This is a genomic window from Maricaulis sp. (assembly GCF_034670125.1).
Taxonomy (GTDB): domain Bacteria; phylum Pseudomonadota; class Alphaproteobacteria; order Caulobacterales; family Maricaulaceae; genus Maricaulis.
Genome location: NZ_JAXMOC010000002.1, coordinates 283,957 through 302,097, shown reverse-complemented (window position 1 = coordinate 302,097; position 18,141 = coordinate 283,957). Strand labels below are relative to the sequence as shown.

General features: G+C 63.1%; 15 protein-coding genes. 10 read left to right on the top strand and 5 right to left on the bottom strand.

Translation table 11 applies throughout. From position 1 onward, the window contains the following. Nucleotides 1-8 precede the first annotated feature (8 nt). On the bottom strand, nt 9-1,661 hold the full coding sequence (locus VOI18_RS04770; protein WP_323761267.1) for an AMP-binding protein: 1,653 nt from the start codon (nt 1,659-1,661) through the stop codon (nt 9-11). Nucleotides 1,662-1,914: 253 nt separating this feature from the next. Here VOI18_RS04770 and VOI18_RS04765 point away from each other — a divergent pair, with 253 nt between their 5' ends. The 4 genes from VOI18_RS04765 to VOI18_RS04750 all read left to right on the top strand — a co-directional run bounded on the left by VOI18_RS04765 (nt 1,915) and on the right by VOI18_RS04750 (nt 7,134). Continuing rightward, entirely contained in the window at nt 1,915-2,694 is a 780-nt protein-coding gene (locus tag VOI18_RS04765; protein WP_323761266.1) for a hypothetical protein, read from the top strand. 61 nt (nt 2,695-2,755) lie between these two features. Next, complete coding sequence (locus VOI18_RS04760; protein WP_323761265.1) at nt 2,756-4,051, top strand: hypothetical protein; 1,296 nt, start codon at nt 2,756-2,758, stop codon at nt 4,049-4,051. Between the two features lie 113 nt (nt 4,052-4,164). Continuing rightward, on the top strand, nt 4,165-6,600 hold the full coding sequence (locus VOI18_RS04755; RefSeq protein WP_323761264.1) for a M1 family metallopeptidase: 2,436 nt from the start codon (nt 4,165-4,167) through the stop codon (nt 6,598-6,600). A 24-nt stretch (nt 6,601-6,624) separates the two neighbouring features. Then, nucleotides 6,625-7,134: a DUF6702 family protein gene (locus VOI18_RS04750; protein ID WP_323761263.1), complete on the top strand. Its 510-nt coding sequence runs from the start codon at nt 6,625-6,627 to the stop codon at nt 7,132-7,134. 12 nt (nt 7,135-7,146) lie between these two features. Here VOI18_RS04750 and VOI18_RS04745 read toward each other — a convergent pair whose 3' ends face one another. Next, nucleotides 7,147-7,866, bottom strand: coding sequence for an SET domain-containing protein-lysine N-methyltransferase (locus VOI18_RS04745; RefSeq protein WP_323761262.1), 720 nt, complete (start codon nt 7,864-7,866; stop codon nt 7,147-7,149). Between the two features lie 713 nt (nt 7,867-8,579). Further along, complete coding sequence (locus VOI18_RS04740; RefSeq protein WP_323761261.1) at nt 8,580-8,984, bottom strand: hypothetical protein; 405 nt, start codon at nt 8,982-8,984, stop codon at nt 8,580-8,582. A gap of 326 nt (nt 8,985-9,310) precedes the next feature. Between VOI18_RS04740 and lipA the strand changes: the two genes are divergently transcribed. Beyond that, nucleotides 9,311-10,288 (top strand): lipoyl synthase, encoded by a 978-nt coding sequence (lipA, locus tag VOI18_RS04735; protein WP_323761260.1) that lies wholly within the window; start codon nt 9,311-9,313, stop codon nt 10,286-10,288. A gap of 54 nt (nt 10,289-10,342) precedes the next feature. After that, entirely contained in the window at nt 10,343-10,843 is a 501-nt protein-coding gene (locus tag VOI18_RS04730; protein WP_323761259.1) for a type II toxin-antitoxin system RatA family toxin, read from the top strand. Here VOI18_RS04730 and VOI18_RS04725 read toward each other — a convergent pair. Further along, complete coding sequence (locus VOI18_RS04725) at nt 10,814-11,314, bottom strand: nicotinamide-nucleotide amidohydrolase family protein (protein WP_323761258.1); 501 nt, start codon at nt 11,312-11,314, stop codon at nt 10,814-10,816. The two genes, VOI18_RS04730 and VOI18_RS04725, sit on opposite strands and share 30 nt — an antisense overlap. Next, nucleotides 11,311-12,465: a bifunctional 2-C-methyl-D-erythritol 4-phosphate cytidylyltransferase/2-C-methyl-D-erythritol 2,4-cyclodiphosphate synthase gene (locus VOI18_RS04720; RefSeq protein ID WP_416374863.1), complete on the bottom strand. Its 1,155-nt coding sequence runs from the start codon at nt 12,463-12,465 to the stop codon at nt 11,311-11,313. Before VOI18_RS04720 ends, VOI18_RS04725 begins: the two co-directional genes overlap by 4 nt. Before the next feature lie 80 nt (nt 12,466-12,545). Between VOI18_RS04720 and dusB the strand changes: the two genes are divergently transcribed. The 4 genes from dusB (at nt 12,546) to VOI18_RS04700 (ending at nt 18,139) form a co-directional block, all read left to right on the top strand. Next, entirely contained in the window at nt 12,546-13,544 is a 999-nt protein-coding gene (gene dusB / locus VOI18_RS04715; RefSeq protein WP_323761256.1) for a tRNA dihydrouridine synthase DusB, read from the top strand. 17 nt (nt 13,545-13,561) lie between these two features. Further along, nucleotides 13,562-14,590 carry a two-component system sensor histidine kinase NtrB gene (locus VOI18_RS04710; RefSeq protein WP_323761255.1) on the top strand — a complete coding sequence of 343 codons (1,029 nt, stop codon included), beginning with the start codon at nt 13,562-13,564 and terminating at the stop codon, nt 14,588-14,590. Beyond that, on the top strand, nt 14,587-15,852 hold the full coding sequence (locus tag VOI18_RS04705) for a sigma-54-dependent transcriptional regulator (RefSeq protein ID WP_323761254.1): 1,266 nt from the start codon (nt 14,587-14,589) through the stop codon (nt 15,850-15,852). Before VOI18_RS04710 ends, VOI18_RS04705 begins: the two co-directional genes overlap by 4 nt. Before the next feature lie 73 nt (nt 15,853-15,925). Beyond that, nucleotides 15,926-18,139, top strand: coding sequence for a PAS domain-containing sensor histidine kinase (locus VOI18_RS04700; protein ID WP_323761253.1), 2,214 nt, complete (start codon nt 15,926-15,928; stop codon nt 18,137-18,139). Nucleotides 18,140-18,141: the final 2 nt, after the last annotated feature.

Here is an 18,141-nt window from a genome sequence, read left to right as displayed (position 1 = left end):
CCCGCGATCTATTCGGCTGGTTCGGCGACGGGGGCTTCGCTTTGCGCCATCAAGGCCTCGACCGTTTTCTGCACCGAGCCATAATCCGTCTTGCCGGTTCCCAGCACGGGGATGCTGTCGACCTTGATGATCTTTCGCGGAATGGCGAGTTCGGAGATCCCGTGATTGCGGGCAAAAGCCACCAGGTCTCCCCGGTCTGCCTTGTCATAATCGGTCAACAGAATGACCTGCTCACCCTTGCGCTTGTCCGGAATGGCGGCAGCAGCGTGCATATTGTCCGGCCACAGCGAGGTGGCACAGTTTTCGACCACGGCCAGCGACACCATTTCCCCGCCCAGCTTGGCGAAGCGTTTCACCCGGCCACGGATGGAGATGAAGCCCTCATCATCGATCGAGACGATGTCACCGGTATCGTGCCAGCCGTCGGCCGGAGCTTCCAGCACCAGTGGCGCGGTGGGACGGATATAGCCCTTCATGATGTTGGGGCCCTTGATATGAAGCTGTCCGCCATCATTGATCCCCGGAACCGGAACCAGTCGGGCTTCACAGCCCGGCATGATCTGGCCAACCGTGCCGGGCCGGTTATTGTCCGGCTGATTGACCGAGAACACGGGGGCGGCCTCGGTCAGGCCATAGCCCTCGACTATTTCCAGATTGAATCGTCGGCGCAGCGAAGACCGGGTTTCGTCCTTCACCCGTTCGGCACCGCAAACCGCCATCCGCAGCGATGACAAATCGTCGGCACCGGCGGCCCGCGCATACTGGTTCATGAAGGTGTCGGTGGCGAACAGGATTGTCGCCTTTGTCTCGGCGATCCGTTTGACGATGGTCTTGGCTTGCAGGGGCGTCGGATGGCAGATCGCCGGCACACCCAGGCCAAGCGGCACAAGCACCCCACCGGTCAGCCCGAAGCAATGGAAGGTTGGCAGGGGATTGAACAGGATATCGGTGGGCAGGATGCGAACATGGTCGCGCACCTGTTCGACATTCGCGAGCAGGTTCGAGTGGCTCAGGACCACGCCCTTTGGATCCCCCTCCGTCCCTGAGGTGAAAAGATAGACGGCCGGGCTGTCCGGGTCGGGGTGGGCACGGACAAGAAAAGGCGCAACCATGCCGACCGCCGCAGCCACCTTGTCCATGGTCGACAGGTTTGCACGGACATCCTCGAGATAGATCAGCTCATGATCCTGCTTGAGGGTCGCTTCAAGCTCTTCCAGCTCGCCCAGCTCGATGAAACGGCGAGCCGTCACGATCCGCTTGGCCTTGCAGGCCAGACAGGCGGCCTTGAGCGCACGTTCCCCGGCGGTGAAGTTCAGCATGGCCGGCACACGCCCATAAGCCGAGACCGCGTAGAAGGAGATGATCGCGCCAACCCCCGTGGGCAGCAGAACGCCAACAGCCTCGCCCGGCTCTGTGCCCGCCTTGAGGGCGTGGCCAAGGGCGAAGACCGCTTTCGTCAGGTCTCCAAAAGACAGTTCCCGGCCGTCGGCATCAACCGCCGCGAGTTTCTTGCTGCCATACCGACGCTTGGAATCGAGCAGGGCGGCGAACACGGATTTGCGGATCCGCTTGAGGTTGAAATCGCCCCCTGAAAAAATTTGCCCATCGATAGGCAAGGCGGTATCTGCCGGAATGTCTCCGGCGACGGCACTGTCAGCCATGAAATCCTCCCATCGGCGCCCTTGTAAGGCGGACGCTCGTTTGACTGCCGATATTACGCTTGGCTGACGCATAGGGAAGGGGGAGGAATGATTCACATGCGTCGGGACCATCCGACATCGCGATTTACGGAAACTATTTATCGAAAAACGAAAAAACCGGTTGATATCGATTTTCGATAATGTATGCTCCGACTCGACGCTGGGGAGCGTTTGACCGGGTCTTCAAATGACCCTGAATGGAACGGAGACTTGCATGCAAAAGGTCCTGTTGGCCGCGACGGCCCTGACCACTGCGATGATGACATCGGGCTGCGTGATCGTCGTCGATGGCGACGGCGACAGCGACAGCAAGATGGTGCGGGGCCACGCCGCCCGCACTGCAGATGGCTATGTCGTCCTTGATCGTGACGGAGATTACAGCCGTCTGGCCGGCGATCTGAATTTGCGTGGTCGCATCGGCGGCGATCTCAGTCTCGTGGCTGGCGATATTGATGCCGACGATCTCCAGGTCGGTGGCGACGTCTCAATCGCTGGCGGCGAAATCAATTTTTCCGGCCGTATTGGTCGTGAAGCGTCGATTGCCGGCGGTGACATTCAATTCACGGCCACAGTTGGTGACGCGCTCAGCCTGGCGGGCGCCGAGGTCGATTTTGACGGTCGCGTTGAAGGCGAGGCGGCCCTGGCTGCAGCCGAGATGACTGTTGGGGGCTGGTTCGGTGACGAGCTTCACGCCCACGCTGAAGAAATCCGCTTCACCGGTGAAGCCCTCGGACCGGTCACATTTGTCTCGGCCAAAGAGCTCAACCGAAATCGGCGAAACCGGGATCGCGGCCAGGTCGAGATCAGCGGGTCGCTGGAAAATGGCGGCCAGATCTGCGCGATCGACGTCATTTTCACGGATACGGCCCGGGTTCGCGGAGGCGTCACGGTCTGGTCTGAAAATGCACCGGTCACGCAGTCCGGTGCTCAGGTTGCCGGACTTGACTACCAGCCTCGCAATGGTCGCGATTGCGACGACCTGATTGATGGCTGACCTTGAGCAATACGTGTTTCAATCCTGACCTGACCGCCGGGGGGCGCAGGGAGATTTGACAATGAACAGCAATATGATGCGAAAATTGGTAATGGCCGGGGGGCTGGCCATTACCCTTTTTACCGGTACCGCGACCGCTCAGGTCATCGGCGGTGAGGTGAATGTCGAAGGCAGCAGTCGTGACGTTATCTTCCTGGGCGGGGAGATGGATGTTCGCGGCCAGATCGATGGTGACATCAAGGGCGTTGCCGGGAGCATCCAGGTCAATGCCGATGTCCGTGGGTCAGTGCAGCTTGTGGGCGGCGAGATCGATGTCTCCGGCACAATCGGCAATGATCTCGATGTCGCCGGTGGCGAGGTTCATTCCGATGCCCAGGTTTCCGGTGATGCCAATTTCGCCGGCGGCGAATCACTGATCAGCGGAACAATCGCCGGTTTTCTAAACGCTGCGTCCGGCCATATCGAAGTTGACGGCCAAATCGGCAGTGACGCCAAGTTGGCCGGTGGATATATCTTGGTCTCCCGATCCAGCCATATCAGCGGTGCCGCCGAGATCGTTGGCGGAGACGTGCACCTGGAGGGCCAGATCGACGGGCGGGCCGACATCGAAGGGGGCGAAATCCACCTGTCCGGCAGTTTCCTGGATGATGTCGAGATCATGGCCGAGGAGGTCTATATCCTCGAAGGCACACGCGTGAACGGCACGCTGACCATCCGTTCACCGAACGATCCGGTGATCGCCGACGGCGCGACCTTCGGGGCCTATGATTATGCGTATTCCGAATTCAATTTCGGTGCAGAGGACTGGGAGGATGTCGATTTCGACTTCGATTTCTTCCCGTCAATGGCCGTGTTCGGCCTGTTCATTCCGGGCGCAGCCTTCCTGTTGGCCGCCCTGTCCTTGTTGATCGCTCCGGGCGGGACCCGTGCGATCACCCGCAAATTCCGCGAGCAACCGGTCGTCAGTGGTTTCCTGGGCTTCATCGGCTTTGCCCTGTCGCCCGTCATCCTGGTCATCCTGACCGTCTTGCTTGCGATCACGGTGATCGGCGTGTTGCTGATCCCGATCATGTGGGTGATTTTCTGGCCCTTCATGCTGCTGTGCATGGGCTTCGGCGCCATTGCGGTCGGCGACATGATCTTCAATCGCAATCCGGGCGAGAGGTCCCTGGGACTGGGAATGCGACTGCTTTCCACATTCGTGGTGATTGCCGGTTTCGCCGCGCTGGGATCGGTCACCGTGTTGGGCTTCCTGGTCGGTTTCACCCTGCTTTTCATCGGGTTTGGCGCCTGGATGTTGTCGCTGGGCAAACGACAGGACCGGGGTGCGAGTCCAGCGTCCGGTGCACCGGTCTAGTCTGGCCGCTCACCGATGGTTCATGACAAAGCGGCAATGCAGGGGTGACCTGACTCACCTCGCGCGCTAAATCTCCGTCCGACTGAAGCCCGAAGCAGGCGAACGGGGACACCATGCGCACCATTACAATGATCGCCCTGGCGACGGCGACCGCGACCTTCAATGTCGCGGTCGCGCAGCCGGTCCAGCAGACTGTCAATGACTGGCAGGACGCGTTCCGACAGCTGGAAGACGAGGATTGGCCGTCGCCGAACCGGGAACGTCGCGCCACCGGTGCGCCCGGACCGGACTACTGGCAACAGCAGGTTGATTACGACATCGACATCCGTCTCGACGAGGACGCCCGCCATCTGTACGGCACCGAGACGGTCACCTACACCAACAACGCGCCCGACACGCTCGACTTCCTGTGGTTCCTGCTCGACCAGAACCGCTTCCGCCCGGATTCGATTGCCGTGATGACCGAGACGGTCGGCGGTGGCGGACGCTCGGCCGGTCGGGCCGGCGGGTCATTCCCGGACGGAATTTCGGCGCGGGCGATGCGGCGTCACCAGATGATCGAGGCTGACGGCTATGGCTTCAACATCACCGGTGTCACCGATGCCGAGGGCGAGCCGATGGACTTCACCATCGTCGATACCCTCCTGCGGCTCGATCTCGACGACGACCTGACCACCGGCGAAAGCGTCATCTTCACCATTGAGTGGGACTACCGCCTCATCGAAACCCAGGTGGTTGGCGGACGGGCCGGTTGGGAATGCTTCGAGGAGACCGAGGACACGGGTGGCGATTGCATCTTCCAGATCGCCCAGTGGTTCCCGCGCGCGGCTGTCTTCTCCGACTATGAAGGCTGGCACAACAAGGCCTTCCTCGGACGCGGCGAGTTTGCCCTTGAGTTCGGTGATTACGACGTGTCCATCCGGGTGCCGCAGGATTTCATCGTCTCCGCCACCGGCGTGCTGCAAAACGCCGACGAGGTCCTGACCCAGCCGCAGCGTGACCGCCTGGACGAAGCCCGGACAGCCGACGAGCCGGTCTTCATCGTCACTCCGGCCGAAGCCCGCGCCAATGAGCGCCGGGGCACGCGCTCCATGGCGACCTGGGAGTTCCGGGCCGAGAATGTCCGCGATTTCGCCTGGGCCGGTTCTCGCAAATTCATCTGGGACGCGGTTGGCGTCGAACAGGACGGGCAGGGCGATGCGCCCGACCTGGTCATGGCGATGTCCTTCTATCCCAATGAGAGCGAACCGCTGTGGTCGACTTTCTCGACGCGGGCCGTCGAGCACACGCTCGCTGTCTATAATGACTTCGCCTTCCCTTACCCTTACCCGGTCGCGCAATCGATTGCCGGGCCCCAGGGCGGGATGGAATACCCGATGATCACCTTCAATGGCGGCACCTATGGCCGCCCGATGGTCGATGATGACGGCAATCTGAGCTATTCTCTCGGCTCCAAGCGCGGTCTGATCGGCGTGATCATCCACGAAATCGGTCACATCTATTTCCCGATGACCGTCAATTCCGACGAACGTCAGTGGACCTGGATGGATGAGGGGCTCAATTCCTTCCTGCAATTCCAGGCCGAGCGTCAATGGGAAGAGAATTTCCCGGTCCGACGCGGCGATCCGCACTCGATCACCTCCTACATGGCATCCACCATGCAGATGCCGATCATGACCCAGTCGGACTCGATCCTTCAATTCGGACCGAATGCCTATTCCAAGCCGACCATCGCCCTGGTCGTCCTGCGCGAGACGGTGCTGGGTCGCGAACTGTTCGATGAGGCCTTCCGCACCTATTCGGAGCGCTGGCGTTTCCGTCGCCCGACGCCTTATGATTTCTTCCGCACGATGGAAGAGGTCTCCGGTGTTGATCTCGACTGGTTCTGGCGCGGCTGGTTCTACTCCACTGACCATGTCGACATCTCGCTGGACCGCGTGATCGAGGGCACGTTCGATACCGAGGACCCGGCCATCGAAAACATGCGCGAGCGTGAGCAGGCGGCCCGTGAGCCGGAAAGCCTGACCCAGGTGTCCAACCGCGACGCCGGTATCGCCACCTATGCCGACAGCAATCCGGAAGTACTCGATTTTTATTCCGAGAACGACCGCCACACCGTCACCAATCGCGAGCGCGAGGCTTATGAAAGCATGCGCGAGGGGCTGGAAGACTGGGAAGCCGAGATCCTCGATAGCGGCGACCGCGTCTACTATCTCGACTTCACCAATGAGGGTGGGGTGGTCATGCCGATCATCCTGGAGTTTACCTTCGCCGATGGGTCGACCGACATGGTGCGCATCCCGGCTGAAGTCTGGCGCTATAATCCACGCAATGTGACCTGGACCTATATTACCGACCGCCAGGTCGTCTCCGTGGAGCTGGACCCGCTGTGGGAAACCGCCGATGCCGACCGCACCGACAACTACTTCCCGCCGCGCATCGAGCCGACCCGTCTCGAGCTCTATCGCTCGTCCAGCAATCCATCCAGCATGATGGACGATCTGGACCTGCGTGTGACCCGTGACAGCGTCCGCACGCGTCCGGAATAGGCTACAGGAGAACGGTTCAACCCCATGCGCATCCGTTCGACCCTCCTGACCGCACTGGCGGGGCTGTCCTTGCTGACAGCCCCGTCATTTGCCCACCGCATGCATGCCGGCGTCACCGAGATTGCCGTCAATGAGCGCACGCAAGAGCTGGAAATCATCCACCGTGTCTATGGCCATGATCTCATGGAAGCGCTGGACCGGACCGATCTCGACGCCGCGACCTTCCTCGCGGCACCGGAGGGCCTGGCCGCGGTGGGCGCCTATGCCGGCGAGACCTTCCGCATGGCGGATACCGACGGCGAGCTGCTGACGCTGTCCTATGTCGGGGCCGAGATCGATGGCGAGTTCGCCTGGATCTATTTCTCGGCCGCCATTCCGGCCGAACAGGCCAGCTTCATCGTCGACAATGACTTGCTCGCCGATACCTTCGACGACCAGGTGATGATGACCAATCTTCGCTTCAATTCGGCCGTTCGCACCGCCATGCAGGGCCCCGGCCGCCGCGCCCCGGTCCGGGTCCGCTTTTCAGACTAGGGCCCGCCACGCCTAAACCTTGTGCACCAGCGCCGGGCACCGGCACTCAAAGGCACCGGCCAGATCGCCCTCGGTGCCCGTATAGTCGAAGGTCACTTCCTCGCCCGCCGCCAGATCGCGCAGCGCCACCAGGGTCGGCAGGGCGGTCACGCTGTCATAGACAATCCCGCAGCTCGGCTCGCAGGCATGATTGACGAAATGGCCGTAGCCGGTCGGCTCGACATGGCGATTGTCATCGGTGCGGAAGGAGTAGGGCGTCTGCTCGGCTCCGACCGGCCCGTCAATGCCCAGCACCGTCTCCCCAGCCAAAACGGCGTTTTCCAGCACCGTGCCCCAGCCATGGGTGGGGGAGCGGTCCAGACGCGCCGCCGGGGCGTGCGCCATCACATAGGCCAGGGCCGTGGCCCCGTCTGCGCCGGCAATGCGTCCGATCAGCGCCGCGCCATGTCGCCGCGTCTCGGCTGCCAGGTCCAGCATCACCCCGCTCGGCGAGGCGCCCTCAAACTCCAGCATCAGGGCCAGACGGTTACCCATCACCATGCCCCGTGCCTCGGCGGTTTGGGCCACGCCGTCACGCTCGGCAATCCGCTCGACCGATCCGGACACCCGGCCATCCTCATCGATCAGCAACGCCGCGCGGTCATAATACCGTGTGCCGCGCGCGGAGACATGAAAGCCGATCAAATGCAGGGGGCGTGACGCCTCTCTGGTTGTTCCAAGAAACTGCGTCATACCCGAATCCTCAACACAAACAATAAGGTGCGGCGAGGTTAGGGGATTTGTGTTGGGGTGCAAGGCGAGACAAATGCATCCTGGCTATTTGCCAGGCCACTGCCGTCCGATGAGGCAACCTGCACCCAAGCGCGCGCGCTCCCCACGCCGCAGGGAATTGAAAGAGCTGCCCGCTTTCCCTCTCCCTTGGGAGAGGGTGGCCGGAGGCCGGGTGAGGGGGAAAGCCCGGTGCCTTGACGCGCCCCCCCTCATCCGCCGCTCCGCGGCACCTTCTCCCCGGGGAGAAGAAAGGCAGCACCGCGGATCGGATAGTGCGGCGCCCACCCCCCGGTCGATTTTTCCCGGGCGAAGCCCCGGGACCCACCGAGCGCCCCTTCAAGCAAAGCGTTTCCGGTAGATCCCGGATCGCGCCGGGGCGCGTCCGGGAAAAATGGGGAGGTCAGTCGGGCGATCACACGGCCCGTCAATCAAGCGCGCCGAGCGCGCACTTTCCAGACATAAAACGAACGCGCGAGGCGCACCCTGGGCCATAAACCCTTTGCCGGGAGATCGCCGTATCCGTTTCTTCAGCTCAAGGGGCCTGCCCGCGAAGCGGCGCCAACGGCGCCCTTGACCTGACGAACCGGATACGGCCCGCTGGCTGGCATGCGGTTTATGGGGTGGAGGGCTTGGCGAGGAGGATTGAGGGTGTCACCGGTTTCTCCGCGTGGAAGTCAGAGCGCTTTCACCCATAGTGTCGCGTTCAAGTCCGCGAGTGTCCGCAGGCATTCCGAGGAGAATTGTTGGACGGCGTAAACGTCCGGTCCAATTAGCAAAAATAACGTCACTTCGATATTTGTCGCGTAGCGTTCCAAATAGTCTTGGGCGTCGTCGTGAAAAGCCGCGAGGAAGTCCACTAGCTCCTGCTCCAATGCTGAAATGCATGCATCATCGCAACTCGACGCTTCTCGCTCCCAGATCCAGCGATAATAGGGCTTACCGGGCGCCGGGCTGGTCACTCTGGTCGCTTTTCGCCCGATGCAGGCCTCAAACTCGGGCAAGGCCCCGGTCATCGTCGTGAACGCGAAACTGATACGGACCTGCGTTGGTGCGTTTGTGTCAGGAAACTTGGTGGGCAATTTAAATACCTTGCGCGGTCACTCTTAGTCGCTGTGACGTTTGATCATTGGTTAGGCATTGTCGAGCGACGAGAGCACCGCAGGCTGAGCACGATTACATCGCCTTCACGGAAGCCGCGTGTCCGGTCGCCTTTCCCTCTCCCTTGGGAGAGGGTGGCCGGAGTCCGGGTGAGGGGGAAAGCCCGGTGCCGTGACGCGGACCCCCCTCATCCGTCGCTTCGCGACACCTTCTCCCCGGGGGCGAAGGAAAGCGCGGGCCGACATGAACATTCACACCACAGCCCCCCAACCTTGCCACAACCGCCGCCACATCATACATCGCCCCCATGGCCAATCTGATCGACACGACCGCCCGTTCCGCCGCGTCTGACGCGCGCGCGGCTCGCCATCCGGAGAAGCAGAAGCGGGCGGATACGCCGGTGCTTCGCAAGCCGGACTGGATCCGGGTCAAGGCGCCGCTGGGCAAGACGTTTTCCGAGACCCAGAAAATCGTCAAGGATGGTGGTCTGGTGACGGTGTGCGAGGAGGCGGGCTGTCCCAATATCGGTGAGTGCTGGGAGCAAAAGCACGCCACGTTCATGATCCTGGGCGATACCTGCACCCGCGCCTGTTCCTTCTGCAACGTCAAGACCGGCCTGCCGGCCGCGGTCGACACGGACGAACCGCGCCGTGTCGCCGAGGCGGTGGCGCAGATGGGGCTCAATCATGTCGTCATCACGTCTGTGGACCGCGATGACCTCGATGATGGCGGGGCGCAGCATTTCGTCGATGTCATCAGTGCGATCCGCGCCGCCACGCCCAAGACGACGATCGAAATCCTGACCCCGGACTTCCTGCGCAAGCCGGGTGCCGCCGAAGCGGTGATCGATGCCAAGCCGGACGTGTTCAATCATAACCTCGAGACGGTGCCACGGCTTTACCTCTCCATCCGCCCGGGTGCTCGCTATTTCCATTCGCTGCGCCTGCTGGAGCGGGTCAAGGATCGCGATCCGGCGCAGTTCACCAAGTCGGGCATCATGGTCGGGCTGGGCGAGAGCAAGGAGGAAGTGATGCAGGTGATGGACGACATGCGCTCCGCCGGCATCGATTTTCTCACCATCGGCCAGTATCTGCAGCCGACCCGCAAGCATGCCGCCGTCGACCGTTTCGTGCACCCGGACGAATTCAAGGCCTATGAGACGATCGCCCGGGCCAAGGGCTTCCTGATGGTTTCGGCCACGCCGCTGACCCGCTCGAGCCACCATGCCGGTGATGATTTCGCCAAGCTGCGCGCCGCCCGCGAGCAGATGATGGCACGCGGTTAAGCGCGTTCAGGCTGGCTGTAAGGGCAGGGACAGGGGCAGGGGCAGGGGGCAAGCATGGTTGTTGAAGTCTGCGAACGCCTGCGCCTGTTTCACCACGCCGATGACCTGTTCGAGCTGGTCAGCGATGTCCGTCGCTACCCGCAATTCATCCCCCAGATCACGGCCATGCGCGTGCTTGACGAGCGCCGTGGGGACAGCCACATCGACATGACGGCGGAAGCGCGGGTTCGCTATAAATTCGTCACCGAGCGTTTCACCTCGAAGGTCAAAGCCGACAGCGCGGCGAGACGGATTGATGTCGGTTTCGTCGCCGGTCCATTCCGCGTGCTGGAAAACCACTGGCGGTTCCACACCCTGTCGGACGGCTCCTGCCTGGTCGATTTTTCCATCATTGCGGCGTTCAAGAATGCCATCCTGCAAATGCTGCTGGAGAGCAATCGCGACCGCGCCGGCCGGGTCCTGATCGGGAAATTCTCTGCCGAGGCGGCGCGACGCTACGGGTCCGTCGGCGACCCCGCGCTCGACCTAACCGAAGAGATCAACGCCATCGGCTAAAAGGTCCAGCGCCGTGGCCACACTGGCCAGGCGGACCGCGTCGCGACCCCGGTCGCCAAACCGGCAGACGTCGGTGCGGGTCGGCTTGTCCCGGCAGGCGAGGCCGAAATGCACGAGGCCGGCCGGCTTGTGCTCTGAGCCCCCTGGACCGGCAATCCCCGTGATCGACACCGCGATATCGGCATTCGATCGCAAGAGCGCTTCTTCCGCCATGCGCCGGGCGACTTCATTGGAGACCGCGCCATTGGCCTCGATCACCCGCGCAGGAATGCCCAGCATCTCGGTCTTGGCGGCGTTGGAATAGGTCACAAAACCGCGGTCGACGACGTCTGACGAGCCGGGGATCTCCGTCAGCAGGCCAGCGACCAGCCCGCCGGTGCAGCTCTCCGCCGTGGCGATCATGACGCCAGCGGTGCGGGCCCGGGTAATCAGGGTTTCGGTCTGGTCGAGCAGGGAGTGGGTGAACATCATGGGGTCAGCCTCGCTGTGACAATGGCCTGGGCAGCGAGACCTTCGCCGCGCCCGGTAAATCCGAGTTTTTCCGTGGTGGTCGCCGCAATATTGACCCGCGCCTCCGGCAAGCCCAGCAACCCGGCGACCCGTGCCCGCATGGCATCGCGATGGGGGCCGATCTTGGGCCGTTCGGCGATGATTGTCAGGTCGGCATGAACGAGCTCGCCGCCGGCCTCTTGCAAGAGTTTGATCGCGTGATTGAGGAAGGCGTCCGAGCGCGCGCCCTTCCATTGTGGATCCGAAGGCGGGAAATGCTGGCCGATATCCCCGGCGCCGGCTGCGCCGAGCACCGCGTCGGTCAATGCATGCAGGCCGGCATCGGCGTCCGAATGCCCGACCAGACCCAGACCGCCTCTGATCTCGATCCCGCACAGCCACATGCTGTCGGCGACTTCCAGCCGGTGCACGTCATAGCCCTGACCGGTGACGGTGATCGTCTCGCTCATGATCTGTCTTTCTGCCCGCTGGAAATCGGCCGCGGTCGTCAGCTTGAAATTCTCGGCCTCGCCCTCGACAAGCGCAACCGTTCCGCCCGCCGCGCGGATCACCGCAGCATCATCGGGCAGGGCGGTGTCGCCCAATCGGTCGTACGCCGCCAGCAGCGGCGCGAGATGAAAAGCCTGTGGCGTCTGCGCGGCTTGGAGCCCGTCGCGGGAGACCGGGTCACCCATGGTCTCGTCCTCGCCCCGAAACAGGGCGTCACTGACCGGCAGGGCCGGGATCACGGCCGGATGCTCGGCGAGCGCGGTCACGAGACGATGGATCAGGGCGTTGTCGAGAAAGGGCCGCGCCGCATCGTGGATCATCACCGCGTCGAGACCCAGGTCGCGGGCCCGGTCCAGACCCGCGCGAACCGAGGCCGTCCGGGTCGCGCCGCCGGGAACTGTCTCCAGTTTGATGCCGAGTTCGACCTCAACGGCGGCAATGTGGTCGGCATCGGCCGGATTGACCACCACGATGATGCTGTCAAACACATCACGATGAAGCAGACGAAGAAGCGTACGGGTGAGTACGGTCTTGCCACCCAGTTGGCGATACTGTTTCGGTATTCCGCCACCAGCCCGCTCACCGCGTCCGGCGGCCACAATCACAGCACCGATCTTCATCAACAGGCCTCGTGCATTGCCGCAGCGCAGCATAATCGCTAGCCTTTGGCCTTACGACGCTCACCAAGGATCTGTCCAGCCGCATGCGCTTTTCGATCGATAGCCACGCCATTGAAATACCGACGGTCCTGGCACCGATGTCCGGTGTGACAGACCTGCCTTTCCGCCGCCAGGCGCAGCGTTTCGGGGCCGGCATGGTCGTCTCCGAAATGGTCGCGTCCGACGCCCTGGCCGCCGGTCGTCGCGACATGATCCGCAAGGCGGCCCTTGATGCATCCTTGAAGCCCTGCGTTATCCAGCTGGCGGGACGTGAGGCCCACTGGATGGCCGAGGGCGCCCGGATCGCCGAGGATGCGGGCGCCGAAGTCATTGATATCAATATGGGTTGCCCGGCTCGCCAGGTCACCAAGGGGCTGTCCGGCTCGGCCCTGATGCGCGATCTCGACCACGCCCTGACCCTGATCGAGGCCACCGTCGGTGCCACCAGCAAGCCGGTGACGCTGAAAATGCGCCTTGGCTGGGACCATGCGAGCCTCAATGCGCCGGACCTTGCCCGCCGCGCCCGCGATGCCGGGGTGCGACTGTTCACCGTTCATGGCCGGACCCGCCAGCAATTCTACAAGGGCGAGGCCGATTGGCTGGCCGTGCGCAGGGTCGTCGAGGCCGTCGACCTGCCGGTCATCGTCAATGGCGATATCCACACCACGGCGGATGCCCGCGCGGCACTCGAGCAGTCCGGCGCCGCAGCGGTCATGGTCGGTCGCGCCGCGCAGGGCCGTCCCTGGCTGCTTGGCGAGATCGGACGGGAGCTGCTTGGTGCCGCTCCAGTGGAGACACCTTGGCCGGACAAGATCGACGCCCTCGGCCAGCAATTTGATGACAGCGTTGTCCATTACGGGGAAGGCCTGGGGATCCGCATGATGCGAAAGCATTTTGCCAGTTTCTGCGATGTCGAGTGCGGCGCCGGCGACCGGGACTGGGTTCGCGCCCAGCGCGCCAGCCTGTGCCGCTCCGATGTTCCCGGCGACGTACACGCCGCCCTCGATGCCTTGCGCACGCTACAGGGCCGGGCCGTCGCATGACGGCTGTCAGCCCCCCCATGACCGCCAGTCTGGCCGCCGATCAGGCCGCCATCCCAATCCTGGTGTTCGGCGCCGATGCGCAATGCGTGTGGGCCAATACACGGGCCGAGGAGTGGCTGGGCCTGTCCATCCGGCACCTGCGAAAAGGCCGGTTCGGCGAAATGTCGGCAACCTGCTCACACCTCGCCGATATCATCGATCAGGCCTGTTCCGGGCGGCGTACCCTGGTAGCACTGGGTCGGATGCTTGGCGGTGCGGGACCGTATGACGTGCATGCCTGCTGGTCCGATCCGCAGGAGCAACTGGTGCTGTCGGTCCTGCCCCACCAGTCGATGGGCGCCAAGGGATCCGAAGCTCCGGCGCTTGGTTTTGGTCGCATGCTGGCGCACGAGTTGAAAAACCCGCTCGCCAGCGTTCGCGGCGCCGCACAGCTGATCCGTCGCGAGACCGATCTGGACAGCGCCCGCGATCTGGCCCGGATGATCATCCAGGACGTCGACCGCATAACACGGCTGGCGGATCATTGGAGCCGTGTGGGTGATATTCGCCTCGGCGACCGCTCCGGGATCAATCTCAACCTGTTGGCCGTCAGTGCGATGGAGAGTCTCAACCGAGCCGACCCCGCCACCCTAGGCTTGCTGCACGAGAATTTTGACCCGTCGCTTCCGCTGGTCGATGGCGATCCGGACCTGATGCTGCAGGCAGTCCTCAACCTTTTGCAAAACGCACATGACGCCGTGCAATCTGATCCGGGTGGCAAGATCATGGTCGAAACCAGGTTTGACGCAGGTCCCAAGAGCCGGGCTGGCGGCCACCCGACGCCGCTGGTCCTGTCTGTCCGCGACAACGGGCCGGGCATCCCGGAGACGCTTGGTCCCGGCATCTTCACGCCCTTCGTGACCACCAAGCCGGCCGGCGAAGGGCTGGGCCTGGCTTTCGCCGCCCGGATTGCCGCACTTCATGATGGCCAGATCGACTTTGACAGCCGCCCCGGCACGACCGTGTTCAACATACGCCTGCCAATCGCCAGGAAGGAAATGCTGTGACTGCCCGCATCCTGTTGCTCGAAGACGATGAAAGCCTGAAGCTGATCCTGTCGCGGGCCCTTGCTTCGGCGGGGTACCAGGTCCGTGCGACAGCGTCACCGGACACCGCGCTGTCCTGGATCCGCAATGGCGAGGGTGACCTGCTGCTGGCCGATGTGCTGCTGGACGGGACCAATTTTCTCGAAAATCTTGGCCTTGTGTCGCGGCTGCGACCGCAAATGCCGGTTATTGTCATGAGCGCGCAGGCCACCGCGTCGACGGCTATCAGCGCAGCAAAGGGCGGGGTGTTCGAATATCTGCCCAAGCCATTCGACCTGGACGACATGATTTCGGCGGTCGCGGCTGCCCTTGGCGAGGACACCAGGACCGGTCGCCGCAGGAAACCGGATGAACCGACCGGATTCATCGGCCAGTCCGCCGCCATGCAGTCTGCCTTCAAGGCCATCGCCCGCGCCGCGACCAGCCAGGCGCATGTGATGATCATGGGTGAGCCCGGCGTGGGCAAGCGACAGGCCGCTGAAGCCCTGTTGCGTGCCCGCGGGATTTCGTCCGACGACGCGGTGGTAATCACTCCGTCCAATCCGGTCGCGGACATTTTCGGCTCAACCCAATCCGCCAAGCAGGTGGTGTGGCTGCGCCTGGAGGAATGGAGTGAGCCGCAACAGCGAGCGGCACGGGACGCGCTGGATGCTGGCGTTGGCCGGGTGATCGCAACGGCATCCCAATCGCCTGATGCAGGCCTCGACCCGCGGCTGCTGGGCCGCTTGTCAGAATGCATCATCACGGTCCCGCCCTTGCGCGAAAGGCGCAGCGATATTCCGGCCCTGTGCGAGGCGTTTCTCGGACAGTTTGCCCGCCGCGACAATCAGGACCGGGTCCGACTCGACACGGACGCGGTGGACTATCTTGAAGGGTCCGCTTGGACCGGCAATGTGGTGGAGTTGCGCTCGGTCCTGTCGCGAATTTCACTGGCGACCCGGGGGCGTGTGGCGGGGCTCGACGACGTCATGAACGCCATCATGGCTGATGCAGGGGATGCGCGGGACGCGCTCGATGTCCACGCCAATGCGATCGCTGCCTTGTCGCTGGGTTTCGAGAATGCCCGCACCGTGGCGCTCAATGCGGTTGATTCCGCCCTGTTCAGCCAGGCGCTGGATCGGTGCGGCGGCAATCGGTCCCGGGCGGCTGACCTGCTTGGTTTGAACCGCAATACACTGGCACGCCGGCTTGCGGAGCTGGATCCGGCCAGCGACGACATGTGACCTGTGCGGCACGGGTGTTGATTATGTGCAACAACGAGGTAATGATGCGGATCTGCAACACGCGAGATCACACTTGCCGAACGCCGATCCGAAGCCATTGATCCGCAACATATCCCCGCGCTCAGCGGCGCTGTTCGGGGTAGGCTTCGTCACATCTGCGGTATTCCTGACCATCGCGGCAACCGGATTGCTGGGCGATAACGGCCTGATGCGCCTGAGTGATCGCACCGCCATGGCGATGCTGATCGGCAATGCTGTCCTGATTTCCGGACTGGCCTGTGTGGTGATCGTACGATTCGTGCGACGGGTGCGGGCACGTCGCTTTGGCGAACCGACGCCGAGGCTGCACCTGCGTTTCGTGGCCCTGTTCTCCCTTGCGGCCGCGGCGCCGGCCATCCTGGCCGCATTGTTCCTGGGCGCTGTTCTCAACCGTGGCGTCGATTACTGGTTCGGCGAACGCATCGCGACCGTGGTCGACGGTACGGCAACCGTGGCCCGGGAAATCTATGAACGCGAGACCAGCGAGGCCGGATACAAGCTTGCCGCAATGGCTGATGCGCTGAACCGGGACGACGCCGTCGAAACCTTCAGCTCCAGCCGAATTCAGTATGTCTGGGGGCTGAGTTCCCTGGCTGCAGAGCAACGGTTTTCAGCGGCCTATGTCGTCGATGGGCGTGGCAATCTCCTGGCTCAGACCCGGTTTCAGGAGAACGAGCCCTATGTGGCGCCGTCCACGCGATTGTACGAGCTGGCAAGCGCCGGCGGCGTGGCCGTTTCAACGCCTGAATTCTCACCCGTCGGAGCCGATGTGGTTCGTCTGCTCCATCAGCTGGAGGCCTATGACGACGCTTTCCTGTATGTGTCGATCCCGATGAATGTGGATCTGTTCCGGCAGATGGAGGAAGCCCGGGTGGCCCTTCGGCGCGCGGATGAGCAGGAATCCTCGATCCGGCAGACCTTCTTTCTGCTCTATTTCGAGGTCGCGGCCCTGATCCTGATCGGGTCCGTCTGGCTTGGCCTGAGTGCCGCAACCCGCGTTGTGACCCCGATTTCGCGCCTGGTCGCTGCGGCGGAACGGGTCCGGCGGGGTGATCTTGAGGCCCGCGTCCAGATGGGCCGGGACGATGATGAGATTGCGGCGCTGGCCCGGGCCTTCAACCGGATGACACGGCAGCTTCGCACCCAGCGCCGCGAACTGATTGAAAGCCATGCAGAAAGCGAACAGCGTCGCGCATTCATCGAGGCCATTCTGGCCGGCGTCCGTGCCGGCGTTATCGGTCTTGACCGGGATGACCGGGTGACGCTGATCAATCGCTCGGCCATCGGCATGTTGTCGCCGGGGTCCGAAGACCGGATCGGCGCCAGGCTGGATGACATCACGCCGGCGCTCAACGACCTCGTCGCTGATGCCCGGCGCCGGCCGGGCGCGGTCGCAGAAGCACAAATTGACCTGGAAGCAGCGGATGAGCAGATCCGGCATATCACGGCGCGTGCGTCGATGGATGAGGAGGCCGGTCTGGTCATCACCTTCGATGATGTGACCCGCCTGGTGACCGCCCAACGCAATGCCGCCTGGCGCGAGGTTGCCCGCCGGATCGCCCACGAGATCAAGAATCCGCTGACCCCGATCCAACTGTCGGCGGAACGGATCAAGCGGAAATACCGGGCCGAGATCTCCAGCGATCTTGAAACCTTCGATCGCTGCACAGAGACCATTATTCGCCAGGTGAGCGATATTGGTCGCATGGTCGACGAGTTCTCGTCCTTTGCCCGGATGCCCCAGCCCAAAGTGGAGGCGGTCGAGCTGGGTGAACTCACCAAGTCGGCAGTGTTCGCGCGCCGCGTCGCCTCCGCCGGTATCGACGTTGCCTTCGACAAGCCGGGCCAGCCCGTTGTCGGTTTATGCGACTCCCGCCTGTCCGGTCAGGCGCTGGCCAACATTCTCAAGAATGCCTCGGAAAGCGTTGAAAGCCGTATGGAAAAAGACGGTGGACAAGGTCGGATATCGGTCCAGCTGACCGAGCGGGACGGGTATGCCGTGATCGAGGTAACGGATAACGGACTTGGCTGGCCAACGCCGAACCGCGAGCGATTGACCGAGCCCTACATGACGACGCGCGAGAAGGGCACCGGTCTCGGTCTCGCCATCGTCAAGCGCGTGATGGAAGACCACAAGGGACGGCTCGAGCTCGACCTGCCGGCCAGCGGCAGCGGTGCGGTCGTCCGTCTGATTTTCCCGCTCGCGGAACCCACAGACCAAGAACTTCAAAGCATACAGGAGGCCTGATC

Coding starts and splice junctions, on each gene's coding strand:
- VOI18_RS04770 (WP_323761267.1), bottom strand. CDS start 1,661: ATGGCTGACAGTGCCGTCGCCGGAGACATTCCGGCAGATACCGCCTTG.
- VOI18_RS04765 (WP_323761266.1), top strand. CDS start 1,915: ATGCAAAAGGTCCTGTTGGCCGCGACGGCCCTGACCACTGCGATGATG.
- VOI18_RS04760 (WP_323761265.1), top strand. CDS start 2,756: ATGAACAGCAATATGATGCGAAAATTGGTAATGGCCGGGGGGCTGGCC.
- VOI18_RS04755 (WP_323761264.1), top strand. CDS start 4,165: ATGCGCACCATTACAATGATCGCCCTGGCGACGGCGACCGCGACCTTC.
- VOI18_RS04750 (WP_323761263.1), top strand. CDS start 6,625: ATGCGCATCCGTTCGACCCTCCTGACCGCACTGGCGGGGCTGTCCTTG.
- VOI18_RS04745 (WP_323761262.1), bottom strand. CDS start 7,866: ATGACGCAGTTTCTTGGAACAACCAGAGAGGCGTCACGCCCCCTGCAT.
- lipA (WP_323761260.1), top strand. CDS start 9,311: ATGGCCAATCTGATCGACACGACCGCCCGTTCCGCCGCGTCTGACGCG.
- VOI18_RS04730 (WP_323761259.1), top strand. CDS start 10,343: ATGGTTGTTGAAGTCTGCGAACGCCTGCGCCTGTTTCACCACGCCGAT.
- VOI18_RS04725 (WP_323761258.1), bottom strand. CDS start 11,314: ATGATGTTCACCCACTCCCTGCTCGACCAGACCGAAACCCTGATTACC.
- dusB (WP_323761256.1), top strand. CDS start 12,546: ATGCGCTTTTCGATCGATAGCCACGCCATTGAAATACCGACGGTCCTG.
- VOI18_RS04710 (WP_323761255.1), top strand. CDS start 13,562: ATGACCGCCAGTCTGGCCGCCGATCAGGCCGCCATCCCAATCCTGGTG.